Source organism: Chryseolinea sp. T2 (genome assembly GCF_037203685.1).
In the GTDB taxonomy this organism is placed as follows: domain Bacteria; phylum Bacteroidota; class Bacteroidia; order Cytophagales; family Cyclobacteriaceae; genus Chryseolinea.
The window spans coordinates 49,621-66,831 of record NZ_JBBCAU010000004.1 but is presented as its reverse complement, the minus strand read 5'-3'; the positions used below and the strand labels follow the sequence as shown (position 1 = coordinate 66,831).

14 protein-coding genes are annotated in these 17,211 nt (G+C 48.3%); 5 read left to right on the top strand and 9 right to left on the bottom strand.

Annotation, left to right across the window (positions count from 1 at the left end; all coding sequences use genetic code 11):
* Positions 1-18 precede the first annotated feature (18 nt).
* On the bottom strand, positions 19-1,038 hold the full coding sequence (gene yiaK / locus WBG78_RS14750) for a 3-dehydro-L-gulonate 2-dehydrogenase (RefSeq protein ID WP_337327211.1): 1,020 nt from the start codon (positions 1,036-1,038) through the stop codon (positions 19-21).
* Positions 1,039-1,238: 200 nt separating this feature from the next.
* On the opposite strand from yiaK, the gene WBG78_RS14745 reads away from it, so the two are divergent.
* Together WBG78_RS14745 and WBG78_RS14740 are read left to right on the top strand one after the other, a co-directional pair.
* Positions 1,239-2,573 (top strand): ammonium transporter, encoded by a 1,335-nt coding sequence (locus WBG78_RS14745; protein WP_337327210.1) that lies wholly within the window; start codon positions 1,239-1,241, stop codon positions 2,571-2,573.
* Between the two features lie 10 nt (positions 2,574-2,583).
* Positions 2,584-2,937: a P-II family nitrogen regulator gene (locus WBG78_RS14740; protein ID WP_337327209.1), complete on the top strand. Its 354-nt coding sequence runs from the start codon at positions 2,584-2,586 to the stop codon at positions 2,935-2,937.
* Between the two features lie 69 nt (positions 2,938-3,006).
* Here WBG78_RS14740 and WBG78_RS14735 read toward each other — a convergent pair whose 3' ends face one another.
* Genes WBG78_RS14735 through WBG78_RS14715 form a run of 5 tightly spaced genes read right to left on the bottom strand, consistent with a single transcriptional unit; the run spans position 3,007 to position 7,768 of the window.
* Positions 3,007-4,302, bottom strand: a complete 1,296-nt coding sequence (locus tag WBG78_RS14735) for an MFS transporter (RefSeq protein ID WP_337327208.1) — start codon at positions 4,300-4,302, stop codon at positions 3,007-3,009.
* Between the two features lie 39 nt (positions 4,303-4,341).
* Positions 4,342-4,974, bottom strand: coding sequence for a bifunctional 4-hydroxy-2-oxoglutarate aldolase/2-dehydro-3-deoxy-phosphogluconate aldolase (locus WBG78_RS14730; RefSeq protein WP_337327207.1), 633 nt, complete (start codon positions 4,972-4,974; stop codon positions 4,342-4,344).
* Positions 4,975-5,014: 40 nt separating this feature from the next.
* Positions 5,015-6,013: a sugar kinase gene (locus WBG78_RS14725; RefSeq protein WP_337327206.1), complete on the bottom strand. Its 999-nt coding sequence runs from the start codon at positions 6,011-6,013 to the stop codon at positions 5,015-5,017.
* A 22-nt stretch (positions 6,014-6,035) separates the two neighbouring features.
* A complete protein-coding gene (locus tag WBG78_RS14720; protein WP_337327205.1) occupies positions 6,036-7,079 on the bottom strand; it encodes a Gfo/Idh/MocA family oxidoreductase in 1,044 nt (347 codons plus the stop codon).
* A gap of 8 nt (positions 7,080-7,087) precedes the next feature.
* Positions 7,088-7,768: a hypothetical protein gene (locus WBG78_RS14715; RefSeq protein WP_337327204.1), complete on the bottom strand. Its 681-nt coding sequence runs from the start codon at positions 7,766-7,768 to the stop codon at positions 7,088-7,090.
* A gap of 102 nt (positions 7,769-7,870) precedes the next feature.
* Here WBG78_RS14715 and WBG78_RS14710 point away from each other — a divergent pair, with 102 nt between their 5' ends.
* Positions 7,871-9,520, top strand: coding sequence for a UxaA family hydrolase (locus WBG78_RS14710; RefSeq protein WP_337327203.1), 1,650 nt, complete (start codon positions 7,871-7,873; stop codon positions 9,518-9,520).
* 84 nt (positions 9,521-9,604) lie between these two features.
* The gene (locus WBG78_RS14705; protein ID WP_337327202.1) at positions 9,605-11,005 is read left to right on the top strand and encodes a tagaturonate reductase; all 1,401 of its coding nucleotides are present in this window, start codon (positions 9,605-9,607) and stop codon (positions 11,003-11,005) included.
* A gap of 139 nt (positions 11,006-11,144) precedes the next feature.
* Here the strand turns inward: WBG78_RS14705 and rseP are convergent, their stop codons facing one another.
* The 3 genes from rseP to WBG78_RS14690 all read right to left on the bottom strand — a co-directional run bounded on the left by rseP (position 11,145) and on the right by WBG78_RS14690 (position 15,276).
* Positions 11,145-12,524 carry an RIP metalloprotease RseP gene (gene rseP, locus WBG78_RS14700; protein ID WP_337327201.1) on the bottom strand — a complete coding sequence of 460 codons (1,380 nt, stop codon included), beginning with the start codon at positions 12,522-12,524 and terminating at the stop codon, positions 11,145-11,147.
* Positions 12,525-12,542: 18 nt separating this feature from the next.
* Positions 12,543-13,715, bottom strand: coding sequence for a 1-deoxy-D-xylulose-5-phosphate reductoisomerase (locus WBG78_RS14695; RefSeq protein WP_337327200.1), 1,173 nt, complete (start codon positions 13,713-13,715; stop codon positions 12,543-12,545).
* A 70-nt stretch (positions 13,716-13,785) separates the two neighbouring features.
* Positions 13,786-15,276, bottom strand: a complete 1,491-nt coding sequence (locus WBG78_RS14690; protein ID WP_337327199.1) for a GH3 auxin-responsive promoter family protein — start codon at positions 15,274-15,276, stop codon at positions 13,786-13,788.
* 186 nt (positions 15,277-15,462) lie between these two features.
* Between WBG78_RS14690 and WBG78_RS14685 the strand changes: the two genes are divergently transcribed.
* On the top strand, positions 15,463-16,929 hold the full coding sequence (locus WBG78_RS14685) for a S1C family serine protease (RefSeq protein WP_337327198.1): 1,467 nt from the start codon (positions 15,463-15,465) through the stop codon (positions 16,927-16,929).
* Positions 16,930-17,211: the final 282 nt, after the last annotated feature.

The following is a 17,211-nucleotide window of genomic DNA, read 5'->3' as shown; positions in this document are numbered from 1 at the left end:
TGACAGGACAAATGACGGCTAAAGCCTCTCAATGCTTTCCCACAGAGTTCTCATGACGGGTATGCCTTGTGAAAGATTTTCTTCTCTCGTGGCCAATACGCGTTCGCCTGGATAAAGAATCTTCGAAGTGCCTTCAGGCACTGATGCATGATAGTCGTCGAGTATTGCAGTGATGGCCGTGTTTATTGCCGGAAAATCAGCCACTCTGGTAACATCAATCGCCAGGAACAACTGTGACAGTGATGTCTCTGCCGGCTGTTTGGAAATGCCTGCAACGGACTGGCCACCCGACAACAGCGTCACTACTATATCGAGCAGCAATGACAGGCCTGCGCCCTTCCAGTAGCCAATCGGTAAGATCCGCTGCGAATCTCTGATCTCTTCAGGATCGGTTGTGAGCACGCCCGCGCTTGTATATCCTCCCGGAACGGGAAGTTGTTGATTTTTCTTTATGTAATAGTCGAGAGCGCCAAAGGAATACTGAGACATTGCCATGTCGAGAACGATCGCTTCATTATTATAGGGTACGGCGATCACCATCGGGTTATTTCCAAGTTTTGGATCTATGGCACCCCACGTGGGCATGTTCGCAGTTGTATTGGACCAGCCAATGAAGATACATCCGTTTCGAGCCGCCCTCCATCCGTAAGTACCTCCTCTCATCCAGTGATTTGTATTGGCCAATGCAACACAACCCATGCCCTGCTGGCGGGCAAGTTCGACCGCACGGTCGGTGGCAATCAATGCGTTAATCGGACCAGGGCCGCGATGCCCATCCCATTGTTCCAGTGCGCCTGTACCTCCTGCCCGCGAGGCAACTGCGTCAACTTTAATGTGCCCGGCCTTTGCATACTCTATGAACCTCGGGAACCTGTTGACTCCATGGGTATATATACCTTCCAAACTGTTCGTGGCAAAGATTGAAGCGCACTCATCGGCTTTACCGGCTTCAAAGCCGACGCTAACCAGTATGCTGCGAAAACGGTCTACCATTGTATCGTAGGGAACTCTCACAAACGAAGTTGAATCCATCATCATTCCTAATTTTATTTTCAGGCCCAATCGCCGCGTATTGCTCCCCGTACAGCACTTCAAACGATTTCACCTCCAGGGAACCGTGCAATGTAAATGCTCTGCTGTCAATTAACCACAGTCCGGCGTTTTTAACAATTGCTAATGCGTGGCAAACTACTTTAATTTACCTTCAACTTACTCTAACAAACCGACAGAACTTCCCCATGAAACTTACGCGACGCGTACTGCCTGGTCTGATCTTGCTCATTATGTTGATTGCTCCCTCTGATTTGCTGGCACAGGATGCACCACCGGCAATTGATTCAGGGGCAACTGCGTGGATGTTAACTTCTGCAGCACTGGTATTGCTAATGATTCCGGGCCTGGCGATGTTTTACGGCGGATTGGTGCGCACTAAGAATGTGCTGGGCACCATGATGCACAGCTTTGCCGCGATGGGCATCATGACTGTACTCTGGGTTGTTTGCGGCTACGCAATGGCATTTGGCCCCAACATTCTGGGTGGCTGGTTCGGCTGGAATTCCGATTACTTTCTCTTGTCCGGAATTGACGAGACGATAATGCCCGCCGGCATTCCTGAATATGTGTTCTCGATGTTCCAGGCAAAGTTTGCGATTATCACTCCGGCCCTGATTGCCGGAGCTTTTGCTGAGCGAGTCTCGTTTAAGAGCTACTGCATCTTTATAGCCCTCTGGGGTTTGCTGATTTATAATCCACTCTGTCATTGGGTTTGGGCCAGCGACGGATTTCTTTTCAATCTCGGAGCGAAGGGCGCTATTGATTTTGCCGGCGGAACTGTCGTGCATATTTCGGCAGGCGTTAGCGGTTTAGTTGCTGCGATTTATCTGGGTGCAAGGAAGTCGTTTCCTCACTTGCCGATGCGCCCTAACAATCTCGTGATGACGATGATAGGCGCCGGTCTCTTGTGGGTGGGTTGGTTTGGTTTTAATGCCGGAAGCAGCATCGCCAGTGGGTTGAGCACGGCACAGGCGTTAACGGCAACTCAGGTTGCTGCTGCAGCCGGTGCGTTGGCATGGATCATTATCGAAGGTTTCCATCGCGGAAAGGCAACAGCACTCGGATTCGCCAGTGGTGTGCTATCCGGTCTGGTAGCCATTACACCCGCTGCCGGCGTTGTGCAGCCGGGCGGTGCGATGGCATTAGGAATACTGGCGACAATCATTTGCTACCTGGCAATCCAGCTAAAAGAGAAATTGCATTATGATGACACCCTCGATGCGTTTGGTATACATGGTGTGGGAGGAATTGTCGGGGCCATTTTCCTGACGTTCTTCATTCGTGATTCGTGGATGAACGAGGCGGCAGCAGCGGCCGGTAGCTGGTCCGTTATTCAACAACTCGGAGTGCAGGCGCTTGCTGTTGGCATCGCCATTGCCTATGCGGGCCTGGGTACCTTGCTGATCCTTTTCATATTGAACAAGATTGTACCGCTGCGGTCATCAGCTGAAGCTGAAATGCAGGGTCTCGACAATCACTACCACGGTGAGCGTGGCTACGGTATGACAAATCCTAACTAGTTCAGACACGATGAAACTCATCATAGCTATCATCCGCGAAAATCAACTCGACCAGGTAAGAGAAGCTCTTATAGATGCAGGCATTACGAGGATCACCGTAAGTCACGTGTCAGGCCATGGTCGCGCCAAGCGCGAAGAAACGGAAGAGATCTACCGGGGTCAGGTGGTGATACCCAATCTCGTTCCAAACATCAGACTTGAGATCGCTGTGAATGACAACTTCGTCGACCCCACGTGCAACGCAATACTAAGTGCCACACGGGCAAATGAAGGGGGTCTCGTAGGAAGCGGAAAAATATTCATTATGCCGCTGGAACAAGTGATTCGCGTCAGGACGGGAGAGAAAGGTCCCGATGCCATCTAAGGCGTTCCGCTTATGAACGGCTCAAGTGTGGCGTATCGAATATGAATCGCCTCCAGTCAATCTCGTCGATCAAAGCTTTACCTGCTCCATACGTGGCGCCAGAAAATGCATGATTGTCCATGCGATGAGGTAGCCAAATCCACAGATCACGAAAAGTATATTGTAGCCAGTTACAATGTTACCAAGCGCTTCATAGTGATCCAGCAGTCTGCCGACTAACAATGGGAACAGCATCCCTCCGATTGAACCAGCCATTCCACCGATGCCCACAACTGAACTGACGGCATGCTTTGGGAACATGTCTGACACCGTGGTAAAAATATTCGCACTCCATGCCTGATGAGCTCCGGCCGCGAGACTGATAAGACCCACAGCAACCCAGACGTTAGTGGCATTCGGTGCGAGCATGATAGGTGTGACGGCAATGGCAAAGAAAAGCATCGATAGCTTTCTTGCTCTGAATACCGGCCACCCTTTCCTAATGAGATACGAAGAGAGAAAGCCTCCACCAACGCTACCTATAGTGGTCGCGGTGTATACGATCACCAGATGCAGATTGGGCTTTTTCAGATCGATGTTATATGCTTCAGCAAAATATGAAGGCAACCAGAACAAAAAGAACCACCATATAGGATCGGTAAGCAGCTTGCCAAATACGAAGGCGTAAGTCTGACGAATGCCTAACAGCTTTCTCCACGGCACACTTTCTTTCTTCACACCTGGTTCCTGCAATTCATTGTCGCTGTGTATGAGATCGTACTCTGCTTTCGAGAGGCGCTTTTGTCGCTCAGGAACTTCATAGTAAATCCACCAAAAGATCAGCCAGATAAATCCGATGGCGCCAGTCCATAGAAACGCCGAGCGCCATCCAAATGCACCGAGCATCCATGGTACTACTATGGGAGCGATGACTGCACCAATGTTTGTACCTGAATTAAATATACCTGTCGCGAAGGCTCTTTCACGTTTAGGGAACCACTCGGCAGTGGCTTTGATTGCAGTTGGAAAATTTCCGGCCTCGCTGATTCCGAGGAACGCACGCACAGCGCCAAAGCCAACAGTAGATCGAACGGCTGCATGCAGCATCGCGGCAATGCTCCAGAACAGTACCGAGACGGTGTAACCCATCTTCGTTCCAATCTTGTCAACGATACGTCCAAACAACAGCAAGCCCAGGGCATAGGCCGCACTGAATGCCATTACAATGTTACCGTAATCAGATTCTGTCCAGTTGTATTCCTGCTCAAGCGTGGGTTTCAAAAGACCAATCACCTGGCGATCTATGTAATTGATAGTCGTTGCAAAAAAGATCAACGCGCATACAACCCATCGATAATGTCCCGGCGACTGCTTTGATAATTCCACTGCTATGAAAGTTTCTGTACGGTGATGAAAGACGGATGACTATTTGCCTCTCACCTTCTGAGCCAATGCAAGTACTTCTTTCACTTTTGCTGTAAGCGCTGGCCAGTCCTTGTTTTGCATAATCTCTTTGGTAAACAGCAATGATCCAAGGCCAACGCAGGCAGCCCCGGCATTGAACCATGAGGCCAGGCTCTTTTCGTTGGGCTCGACACCACCAGTGATCATGAGTTGAATATCAGGAACTACGGGCATGATTGCTGAGACAAACCCTGGGCCCAACACGGACCCCGGAAACACTTTAATAATCTGCGCACCGTGATCGCGGGCAGTAACAATCTCCGTGAGTGTTGCGCATCCGGGAAGCCATGGCCGGTCGTAGGCGCGACAAACTTCTCCCATGTCAACTTTCAGGATCGGTGCAATAATAAAATGCGCACCAGCTTCGATGAAGCGTTTGGCAGTTGTCGCATCCATCACCGTGCCTATGCCCAGCATCAGGTCAGGAAACTGTTTTGCATAGTGCAACAGTTGTACGAATACTTCAAAGGAGTTCTTTCGCCTGTTCGTAAACTCGAACACGCGAACGCCCCCGTCATAGGCGGCCTTTAATACCTGCTTTGCCTCTTCGGCATCGTCGTGCGTAAACAACGGTACCACTCCCGTTGATTTCATTGTCTGCACGATTTGTTCGTTTGTAAAACTCATGATATTCCTATCTCAATAATTTCCCTACGTTTTCACCAGATTGAAGCGCCTCCACTTCAGCAACCGTAACCAGGTTGACGTCGCCTGGTACAGAGTGTTTCAGTGCACATGCGGCTATTGCAAATTCGAGTGTCTGCTGATCACTCTTCTCATTCAGCCAGCCGTAAATGAGTCCTGCCATGTACGCATCGCCTGTGCCTACACGATCCACTATGTGAGTTAAGTCGTATTCCCTCGAAGTATACAACGTGCGACCATCCCACAGCTGTGCGCGCATCCGGTTATGCGATGAGCTAACGGATTCTCTATGCGTCGACGTGATCTTGCTTATGTTAGGAAAAGCTTCAATGGCACGCCTGCATGTATCTGTGAAATCGGTTCCAGATATTCCGGCGCAATTTTCAAAATCTGTTGTTCCTGCGACAACAACATCAGTCTGTTCTATTAATGCAGGCATTATATCCCGCGCGGTTTTACCGTATTGCCAGAGATTGCGCCTGTAATTGATGTCGCCGGATACCTTAATACCCCTGGCACGGGCTTTCTTCGCGCCGGCGAGACATACATCTGCGGCTCCCTGAGAGATAGCGGGGGTTATCCCGGTATAATGAAACCACGAAGCACCATCCAGTATGGCATCCCAGTCTACATGTTCCAGCTTAATGTTGGCGAATGCAGAATCAAAGCGGTCATATATTATTCTTGAAGGGCGCTGCATTGCACCGTTCTCCAGGAAATAAACTCCAATCCTTTCAGGTCCATATGCAATATGCCTGACATCAACACCATATCGTTCGAGCGCCTGCGTCGCTGCCCTGCCGAGATCATGTTCCGGGAAACGGGTTACATGCGCCGCCTGCATCCCAAACAAACTCAGCGACACGGCGACGTTAGCTTCTGATCCGGCGTACACAACGTCCATGCTATCCGCCTGAACAAAGCGCGCGTATCCCGGGGTCGAAAGCCTCATCATTATCTCGCCGATCGTTACTACCTTCTTGCTCATCTATCCTTCAATATTGAATCTGTTAAAGTTTTACCGCAGCACGCTTCGTGTTACTTTCCATGCATGCTTCAATCAATCTGATCACATCCCTGGATTCCTCAGGCTTTACAGCAAGAGGTACCTGGTTTCGGATCGCCTCGAAAACGTTGTTATAATAAGCGAGGTAATTACCCTGTATTGTCTCTATGGTTCCGGTAACATGCAAGCCAGATACAGTTGTATTAATTGTACCCCATGCCGATTGTGGTTCCGATCCCCAGCCTGGTGATCCTGGTGTCCGCGCGTCCTTCAATGCCTGTTCCTGCGGATCAATACCAAACTTCACATATGAACCTTCCGTACCATGAAGAATATATCGCGGCATCGATTCCCGCACAAGGTAACTTGACTTAACGATTACATGGAAGGTGCTGTATTGCATCCGGATATCATAAAAGTCATCCACTTTACCACCTGGCCTTTGCGCGCCCAGGCGAGCATCCACTTCCAGCGGCATCCCGAACAGCACCAGTACCTGATCCAGCATGTGCGAGCCCAGGTTATATAATATTCCGGTGCCGGGAGCTGTCTCCTCTTTCCAGGTATTCGCCTCAATGTAGTTTCTAAACCGGTCATAATGAAGCTCAAACTCTGCAATCCTGCCGACAAGTTGCTGTTCGACAACACGCTTCAATGTTAAGAAGTCACCGTCCCACCGACGGTTTTGAAAAACCGTCAATATCCGATTGTGTTTTCGGGCCAGCGAGATGAGTGTGTCAGCCTCCTTTGTTGTTACTGCGAACGGCTTCTCGACTACCGCATGTTTTCCGGCTTCCAGTACCCGTACCGTGAAATCATAGTGCGTTTCATTCGGAGTATTAACCACTACCAGTTCGATGCTGTTATCGCGAAGCACATCATCAATGTTGTTCACAACTTCAACTGAAGGATAGCGACGTTGCGCTGTTGCGGCTTTGCGCTGAACTATTTTTGATAATCTGAATCCTCCATGTGCGGCAATCAATGGTGCATGAAATATGTCGCCGGACATTCCATAGGATAATAATGCTGTGCTAATGGGTGTCATCACCTATACTAGTTTGGATTTACCGTCGTCTGAATGTGTTTTACCCGTCGAAGCAATTCCGTCAAATCGCTCTTTATGGTCGTCCAGTTATTCGCTGCGAGATTCTCCTTCGTAAAGATCTGCGGGCCAATTTTCAATGCCAGAGCACCTGACTCAAACCATTTTGAAAGACTGCTTTCCCGCAAATCACTTATTCCCGAAGGCAGCAACGCGAGCTCCGGATAACGTCTCGCTATTGGCGCAATGAACTCATGCCCCAATATATTACCGGGCAGCACACAGATCGCAGCCGCATTTAAATCAACGGCAAGATCCACCTCTTCAGTGGCAGCACATCCGGGCATCCAAAGGATATCTCTTTCATTGCAGACCCGGCCCATGTCGGGACGAAGAAATGGCGATGCAATAAATTGCGCTCCTGCGTCGATGTAACGCGCTGTCATTGTTGCATCCAGTACAGTGCCGACCCCCAATAAAATATCCGGAAATTGCTCCAATTGATCCGCGATGTGGGAAAAGAATCTAAGGCCGCGATTGTCTCTTTGATGCATAAACTCAAACACACGCAAACCGCTGCTGTGACAAATGGAAATGACCCGCAAAAGCACATCTATATCTGGATGATAAAACACCGGAATTATGCCCGAATCCCTGAACCTTACGAGCACTTCCTTCTTGCTTACTGACATTCTTCCGTGGATATTTATGGGCTTTTAGGCAAAATGTTTTTTAAGGTATAAAAATTGATCCAAACTGCGCAATCGATTTACTAGATAATTGATATTTACCCCATGACTACCAGATATCTCAAAATTCATCCTGATGACAATGTGTATGTTGCCCTGGCCGATTTGCGCAAAGGTGAAACACTGCAACTTCCGGATAACACTTCAGTACAGCTTGTTGATGATATTGCCGCAAAACACAAGTTTGCAGATCGCGACCTCAAGGTCGACGATGAAGTGATCATGTATGGTGTACTTGTTGGCCGGGCCGTGCTGCCCGTTCCAAGAGGAGGTGTGATCGGTACTCATAACCTCAAACATAAGTCTGCGCCTTATAGTGGACGCACCAAAAACTATAGTTGGACGCCTCCTGATGTTTCCAAATTTAAGGGACGCACTTTCGATGGCTATCATAGACCTGACGGACAGGTGGGTACAGCAAACTACTGGCTCGTAGTGCCGCTCGTATTTTGCGAGAACCGAAACGTAGAAGCAATCAGCGATGCACTCGTTGATCAGCTCGGCTATTCGAAGCCTGATCCTTACAAGGATTTCGTCCATGACCTTGTTGATCACTATCGCTCTGGTAAAACTGATGCATTCACGGAAGTAGTGTTGCGCCCTGCTAAAGATTCGAAGGCAGCACAGCTCTTTAAAAACGTTGATGGTATCCGCATCCTTACGCATCAGGGTGGCTGCGGCGGCACACGTCAGGATGCTCAGACGTTGTGCGCACTTATTGCGGGCTACATTCACAATCCCAATGTTGCCGGAGCGACGGTGCTGAGTCTTGGATGCCAAAATGCCGAGATAAAAACGTTGCAGGAAAGACTGAAGGTGCTGGATCCGCAAGGACTGAAGCCAGTTCATATTCTTGATCAGCAAAACTCCGGAACAGAACAACAACTATTATCTGACGCACTGCGTCAGACTTTTCTCGGTCTGATCGACGCTAATAAGAACAGCCGTCAGCCTGCGCCATTGAGTAAGCTGGTTGTTGGATTGAAGTGCGGTGGTTCCGATGGATTTTCAGGCATCTCTGCAAATCCCGCGATAGGTCATACGTCTGATCTTTTGGTGACGCTCGGCGGCAGCACTATTCTATCTGAGTTTCCTGAGCTGTGCGGAGTAGAACAGGAACTTATCAATCGCTGCGTCGATGACGAAGCGGGTGAAAGGTTCATAACACTGATGCGCTCCTATAGCGATGCAGCAGTTGCTGTAGGATCAGGATTTGATATGAACCCATCACCTGGCAATATCAAAGACGGGCTTATAACAGATGCTATAAAATCTGCCGGCGCGGCAAAGAAAGGCGGTACCGCTCCCGTTGCAGACGTGCTGCCCTATGCAACGTATATACGAAAGCCTGGACTTAATCTGCTTTGCACACCTGGCAATGATGTTGAAAGCACGACAGGCACAACGGGCTCGGGAGCACAAATCATTTTGTTTACAACGGGACTTGGCACGCCGACAGGCAATCCTGTTTCGCAGGTAATCAAATTGTCAACTAACACTCGTCTCGCACAACGCATGCCTGATATTATTGATTTCAATACCGGCGCAATTATCTCTGGGGAGAAATCAATTGAGCAGGTTGGCGAGGAGATCCTTGAGTTCATCATTGATGTAGCCAGCGGAAAGGTCAAAGCGAAGGCTGTTGAGCTTGAGCAGTATGACTTCATCCCCTGGAAACGAGGCGTTTCTCTGTAAACCATCTATCTTTCATTTCCTGGAAAGCCTGGCATTCATAGAGCGCCGATGTTTCCGTTGTATCCAACCATTAATGTGTAACCCGTGAAAGAACTTAACAAGAAGTCATCGCCAGCCGACGCTTATCCAATAAAGGTTTTGCAGTTTGGCGATGGCAATTTCTTAAGAGGGTTCGCAGACTGGATGATCGATATCCTGAATGAGAAAGCCTCATTCCATGGAAGTGTTGTTACTGTTGCGCCGCTCAGACGTGGCCGTCCTGCTGTAACTGATGATCAGGAAGGGCGATACCATGTTGTCCTGCGCGGGCTGAGTAACGGAAAACGTGTTGATGATGTAAGACTTATTACATGTCTTGATCAATACGTTGACCCATACAGTGAATATGAAAAACTGATATCGATTACCGACGTGCCTTCGTTACAGTTGATTATTTCAAACACGACGGAGGCTGGCATAACCTTTCATCCGGGTGATATTGATAAAGACTCTCCACCTGATTCATTCCCGGCAAAAGTAACGCAACTGCTTTATCGGAGATTCAATACGTACAAGGGAGACGTTTCGAAAGGACTGACTTTCCTACCCTGCGAATTGATTGAAAACAATGGAGACGTTCTGAGAAGTATAGTATTGCAATACGCGAAACACTGGGGCTTGCCTTCAGGTTTTGCAGAATGGGTCAACAAGGCCTGTACATTTTCAAATACTCTTGTTGATCGAATAGTTACAGGATATCCCGGTGACTATGCGCAGCAGATCATGGAACGCACAGGCTATAAGGATGAACGGATAGTCGCGGCAGAACCATATCACCTTTGGGTAATCCAGGCCAATGCCTCAATGAATAATGTTTTTCCCGTGGATGGCGTGGGGCTCAATGTAAAATTTGTTTCAGACCTCACCCCCTATCGTACCAGTAAGGTCAGAGTATTGAATGGGGCGCATACGGCAATGACGCTGGTGGGATACCTGCGGGGCTTGCGCACGGTTCGGGAAGCTGTTGAAGATAGATGGATGTCGGAGTTTCTTGATAAGCTTGTCGCCGATGAAATCTTGCCGACAATACCTCTGCCGCAGTCGGAGGTTAAAGAATATGCCACTGCGGTTTTTGAGCGGTTTCACAATCCGGAAATCAAGCACGAACTGAAAAGCATTGCTTTGAATTCTGTCTCAAAATTTCGCGCACGCCTTCTTCCAACGTTATTGGATAGATACAAGGTTACTCAACAGTTGCCGAAGCGATTAGTGCACGTCTTTGCGGCCCTGATCGTTTTCTATCGCGGGCAATGGAAGGGCGAAAGTCTTCCGGTGAGTGACAGCGCAGAGACTTTGGAGGCGTTCAAAGTATGCTGGCAGGATCAAAGCAGACCTGATGTTCGCCGTTTGCTGGCGAACGAAGCGATCTGGGGATTGGATCTTACTACTATTAAGGGATTACCCGAAGAACTTGAAAGGTGTGTACGTGATATTCTTGATAGCTAACAAACTATAAATCGCGAACAGTTACTAACGCTAACAATCTATTAATCACTAACAATCTGTACTAAAACAATAGCCCCATTGAAGGGGCTATTGTTTTTTTATTTAGTGAGCAGGCGATTCAGGTGAAGCCTCTGCGAATTTAATCAGGCGTTACCATCTTGATGATGTCATTCGCGAAGATAAAAACCATCAACGCGAGCAGGAACAACATACCCACTTTCTGTGCGGTTTCAAGGAACTTATCAGAAGGCTTACGTCTTGAGATAATTTCATAGCTGAGGAACATCACGTGACCTCCATCGAGGGCTGGAATCGGGAGGAGGTTCATGAACGCCAACACGAGTGAAAGCACGCCCGTCAAGGTCCAGAAGCGGGCCCAATCCCACTGATTACCAAAAGCCTTCATTATGCCCAACGGACCAGATATTGATTTCTGAGCGGATAGCTTTCCCGTTATCACGCGACCAAACGCTTTGACGTTTGCTGTGAGCATCGAAAAAGCCCGCTTTGTTCCGAGAGGAATAGACTCGATCAATCCATAAGTAACACGCTCTTCGGCGCGTTTAATAAAATCTTCAGAAGGCGTTGAATCAACCAGGATGCCAAGCATCTTTTGCCTCCTGAAGTTTTTGAAATCGGCCTTCATGGCAACCTCTGCACCAGCCCTGTTTACTTTTATTGCGACAGTGTCAGAGTTTCCAGACAACGAGTCTTTAACCATTGCCTGCACCTGCTTGTCGATCTGATCTTTGTATTGTATAGGCGCTCCGTTGGCTTCAACAATCCTGTCTCCTGCGCGAAGACCCATTTTCTCGGCAACGCTTCCTGGTTGTACCTGAGCTATAACCGGAGCCATCCGGAGGCTGAGAAACTGTCCAGGATTACTCTTGCTACTGCTGAAGTTCTCGATGAAATCGGCGGGGATTGGAATATCGAGTTCCTTTCCGTCGCGTTCAACAGTATAGGATCCGTTGGTGCTAAGCAACGTTTCCATGTTGAATATGTCCTGGAGGTATTTGAATTCCTTGCCATTGATCTTTACAATCTGGTCTCCGGTTTTCAAACCAATCTGCTCTCCGATCGGTCCGACAAGAAATCCACCGGACTTGTTGATTTCATCTTTTAGAATGTAAGTATCGCCAAGGAAGAACGTGAGCCCGATGAATATGAGTATGCCCACGATAACATTGACAACAATACCGCCGAGCATCACAATCAAGCGCTGCCATGCCGGCTTGGAGCGAAATTCCCAGGGCTGTGGAGGTTGATTCATCGCTTCAGTATCCAACGACTCGTCGATCATCCCGGATATCTTAACATATCCGCCTAAAGGGATTGCACTAATAGCATATTCTGTGTCGCCTTTTCTGAACGACCAGAGTTTTGGTGGAAAGCCAATTGAGAATTGCTCCACACGCATTCCAAAGTATTTCGCCGCAAGCAAGTGGCCCATTTCGTGAACGGCCACCAGAAACGACAGGCTCAACAGCAGTTGGGCCAACATGATCATCCAATCCATCTTAGTTTGTTCTTTTTTTTAGCGGGAGTAGACCTGCAACTTCTTCACAAGTTCGTTCGCCCTGATTCGTGCCTCTTTGTCAGTGTTTACGTAATCCTCGTAGCTTGGAGCCCTGACAAAAGATACACTCCTCAGGCATTTCTCTACGATTTCCGACATATCCAGAAATCCAATGTTGTCCTTCAAAAACTCGGCCACTGCTACCTCGTTCGCGGCATTTAATATGCAGGGCATGTTTCCTGCCTGGTTTAACGCATCGAAGGCCAGTGCAAGATTACGAAAAGTTTCCGTATCGGGCTTTTCGAAGGTGAGGGAAGGGTAATTCCTAAAATCAAAACGGGGAAAATCTGACTGCAATCGGTCGGGATACGATAAGGCGTATTGTATTGGTAAACGCATGTCGGGCAAACCGAGTTGCGCTTTGATCGACCCATCTTCAAACTGCACAAGCGAATGAATGATCGATTGCGGGTGCACCACCACCTCGACCTGATTGGCCTGAACGCCGAACAGCCACTTGGCCTCGATCACCTCGAGTCCTTTATTCATCAACGTGGCGGAGTCGATAGTAACTTTAGCGCCCATGCTCCAATTAGGGTGCTTAAGGGCTTCCGCCTTAGTTATCGCCTTCAGATCTGCACGGCTCTTTCCCCTGAACGGGCCGCCTGATGCTGTGAGGATAATCTTTTCAATTTTGTTGTGGAATTCACCTGCCAGGCACTGAAATATGGCCGAGTGCTCGGAGTCAACCGGATAGATGTTTACTCCGTGATCATGCGCGAGACGTGTGATCATCTCTCCTGCCACTACAAGAGTTTCCTTGTTGGCAAGTGCAATTGTTTTTCCTGCTTCAATTGCTTTTATCGTGGGCTTTAAACCAGAATATCCGACGGTTGCCGTCAACACAACATCCACGGTCGACATTGCCACCGCAGCGCAAACCGCGCTTTCCCCTGTATAAACTTTTACCAGTTCGCCACGCAACGCTTCGGCTACCGTTTGGTAGTGTTGCTCATTGGCGATAACGACCGCATTAGGTTTGAATTTCTTGGCTTGCGCAACGAGTAAGTCGGCGTTGCTGTGCGCAATCAGCACTTCCACCTCAAATGCATCCGGATGCGCTGCAATTACTTCCAGTGCCTGTGTTCCAATTGACCCCGTTGAACCAAGGATCGCTATTCTCTTCGCCATTCCGTCTAATCCGGATTGTTTTGTTTCTTAGATGCTCTCACCAATGTCGCGGCTACGACTAAATTCACTTTCACATTTTTGCCAGCATGTCTGCAATCTTCCGATCGTTCGAAAGGCGGGGCACCTTGTTTTGACCGCCAAGCTTGCCCTGTGAGCGCATGTAGTCAATAAAACCAAGTTTCCTTACGGCGTGAATGCGCAGCGTGCGCAGGATACTTCCACGAATTAAGTCGTCGTAATATACATTCAGTTTTCGCAATTGGTCATCCAATTCCAGCGCAAACGCCTCCAGATCGCGTGGGGCGCGCGCAAATTCGATGAACCACTCATGATGTGGCAGTCCTTCAGCGGGGGCAACCATGGGTGCTACCGTGAACTCAACCAGCTCTACCTCGCTAAATTTTTCCATCGTTCTCTTCATCGCCTTCTCGACCTCTTCGCCGATCACGTGTTCACCAAAGGCAGAGATAAAATGTTTGATACGGCCTGTGACGACAAGCCTGTAAGGAAGCTTTGAAACAAATTTTACAGTATCTCCAATTGAGTAGCCCCACAGCCCTGCATTGCTGTTGATGATCAGCGCATAGTTCTTTCCCAGTTCAACTTCTTCCAGTGTCAGTCGTCGCGGGTTCTCATTGAAGTAGTCTTCAACAGGCACGAATTCAAAGAAGATACCAGTGTTTGCCAGCAATAACAGTCCAGGCTCGCGCTGAGAGTCCTGATAGGCAATGAATCCCTCCGATGCCGGGTAGGTCTCGATCGAGTCGAGCTGCTTACCTATGGATTCAAATAGCTTGGCCCTGTAGGGTTCGAAATTGACACCACCGTAAATGAACAATGAAAAATTTGGAAATACGTCTTTGATCTTCTTTCCGGTACGCGCCTGAATGCGATCGAAATACATTTGTGCCCACGGCGGAATCCCTGAAATCATTCTCATGTCTGAGGAAAGCGTCTCATCTACGATCCTTTCCAGTTTTTCCTCCCAGTCTTCAATGCAATTGACCTTATAGCTTGGTCTTTGATTGCTGCGAATGATCGATGGGATTTCATGATTGACAATGCCGGATAGCCTTCCCGTTTTGATGCCCGCCTTTTCAGTCAGTTCTGGACTTCCTGAAAGGAAAATAAGATTGCCATCCAGAAACTCTGAACGGCCTGTCTCATTTATGTAGCTCATGGAAGCATCACGTGCACTGTTGAAATGATTCGATACAGACTCGTGTGTGATGGGAATGTATTTTGTGCCTGAAGTCGTTCCCGAAGTTTTCGCGAGATACTTAGGCTTACCCCTCCACAGCACATCGCTCTCCCCTTTTACAATACGATCGAAATAAGGCCTCAGATCTTCGTAATCGCGAACCGGAATATTCTTTTTGAAGTCGTCGTAACTTTTGATGGCTCCGAAGTCATGGTCTTTACCAAATGCTGTGGATGATGCAGACGAAACGATATCGCTCATGATTTTCTGCTGAAAACGGTACGGGTCTAGTGACCACTTTTTCGTTTTAGAGGCAATCAAGGCAGCAAAAGGCCTGGCGAGGCTAGAACGCAATCCCATATCCTGCAAAACTAACAAATAGATCCGATCGCGGCATGTGCAATTCCGCAGTGGATATTCTTATTCGCAACGTTGCAATCCGGTTAAAAGTCGTCAGTAAAACCCTCAGGGGGTTGATTTTTTGGCCCTACCTGCCAACATTGCGAAGTACTCAGGCGTTAGTTCCGTTGAGTACTACATTTGATTATGAAATCGACGATTCGAACAATTCTAATTGGTTTTGCAGCCGGAGTTTCGGGCGCTTATCTGCTTTTTGTCCTTATGGTGAAGCCCGCCATGGAGGCTCAGACATCAGAAACAACTGATTTTACAAGGGTAAACTTCGATCAGCCGGTTAATCATTCATCGGAAATTGCGCAGGGTTATTCGTCGCAGACAACTTCCGGTGCAGACGCCGCCGTAGCTCCTGTCGATTTCAGCGAAGCCGCATCGAAGGCTACGCCGAGCGTCGTTTACATCAATAGCATTTCAAGGGGAGCAACGTATTCTACCTGGGACTGGTTTTTTGGTCAGGGCACGAGCGGTGGACGTACTCAGGTCAGCAGCGGATCCGGTGTGATCTTCACTTCAGATGGATACATTATTACCAATAATCACGTCATCGAGTCGGCGGAGCGCATCGAGGTACAATACAACAAGCGCGTTTATCCTGCGGAATTGATTGGAACCAATCCGTCTACTGATCTCGCCGTAATCAAGATTTCTGAGTCTGGCCTGCCAGCTATTGCCCTTGGAAGTTCGAAGAATGTTCAGGTAGGAGAATGGGTTTTGGCCGTGGGAAATCCTTTTTCACTCGCATCGACGGTAACGGCTGGTATCGTGAGCGCCAAAGGCCGCAGGATCGGAATACTTGAAGACAAGTTCCCTATTGAATCGTTCATTCAGACGGATGCGGCCATCAACCCTGGAAACTCAGGCGGAGCGTTGGTTAACAAGAGTGGTGAGCTTGTTGGTATAAACTCTGCGATCCTTAGTCGAACTGGAAGTTATACCGGTTATGCATTTGCCATCCCCGTTGATATCGCCCGGAAAGTGTTTGATGACCTCGTGAAATACGGCATCGTGCAACAAGGCTTTATCGGAGGCGGCATCATAGAATACAACTACGAGAATGCCAAGAAGTACAATCTGAACACTGATGTAAAATTGTACAGTGGCGTACTGCTGGAAAGCATTGAAAAAGGCGGACCAGCTGCCAATGCAGGGTTGAAACCAGGTGACATCATTATCCGATTGAATAACGTCGAAACAAACTCGCAGAGCGCTTTTGAGGAGGAGATGAGTTACCATTATCCCGGTGACAAGCTGCCCGTTGTTTATGTAAGAGATGGAAAGACAAACAACACGTCCATTACCCTGGTTAATCTGAACGGAACCAACGATCTTATCAAGCGGAACATTTATACAAATGACGCATTGGGAGCTCAGCTCGAATCAACTCAATACGGCGTTAAAGTTTTTCATATCAAGGACAACAGTCCTCTGAAGCAAATAGGTGTGCCTGAGAATTTCACCATCATCGCTATTAATCGCGTGCGTGTGAAAGAGCCTGAAGAAATCGTTGAGTTCTTTGGGAAGTTTAAAGGACGTGGCGCACTGTACGGTTTCAATAGCTCAAGGCAGCAGGTCGAAATTCCATTTGTGATGAGATAAACGGCATATCTTTAAATCTCAAACCTTCCGTTTTGCCACTTTGGAGCGGCAGTTTTCAGGCTGATTTTGAGGTTTATGGATTGTGCAACTCAGTTTCCAGGTCAGTTTCGGGGTTTTCAGAAGTTCTTTGCGAAGAATTTGCCAATACTATGCGAAGCATTTGCAGAGAAGGTCTCATCTCTGATGCTTCCAAGTCCCTTCCAATGCTAGTCCTACCTTTGATCCCGCTTAATTGCTGAACGTTGTCTGCCAGCGGTTGACTAAAATAACTTAATGCATCAC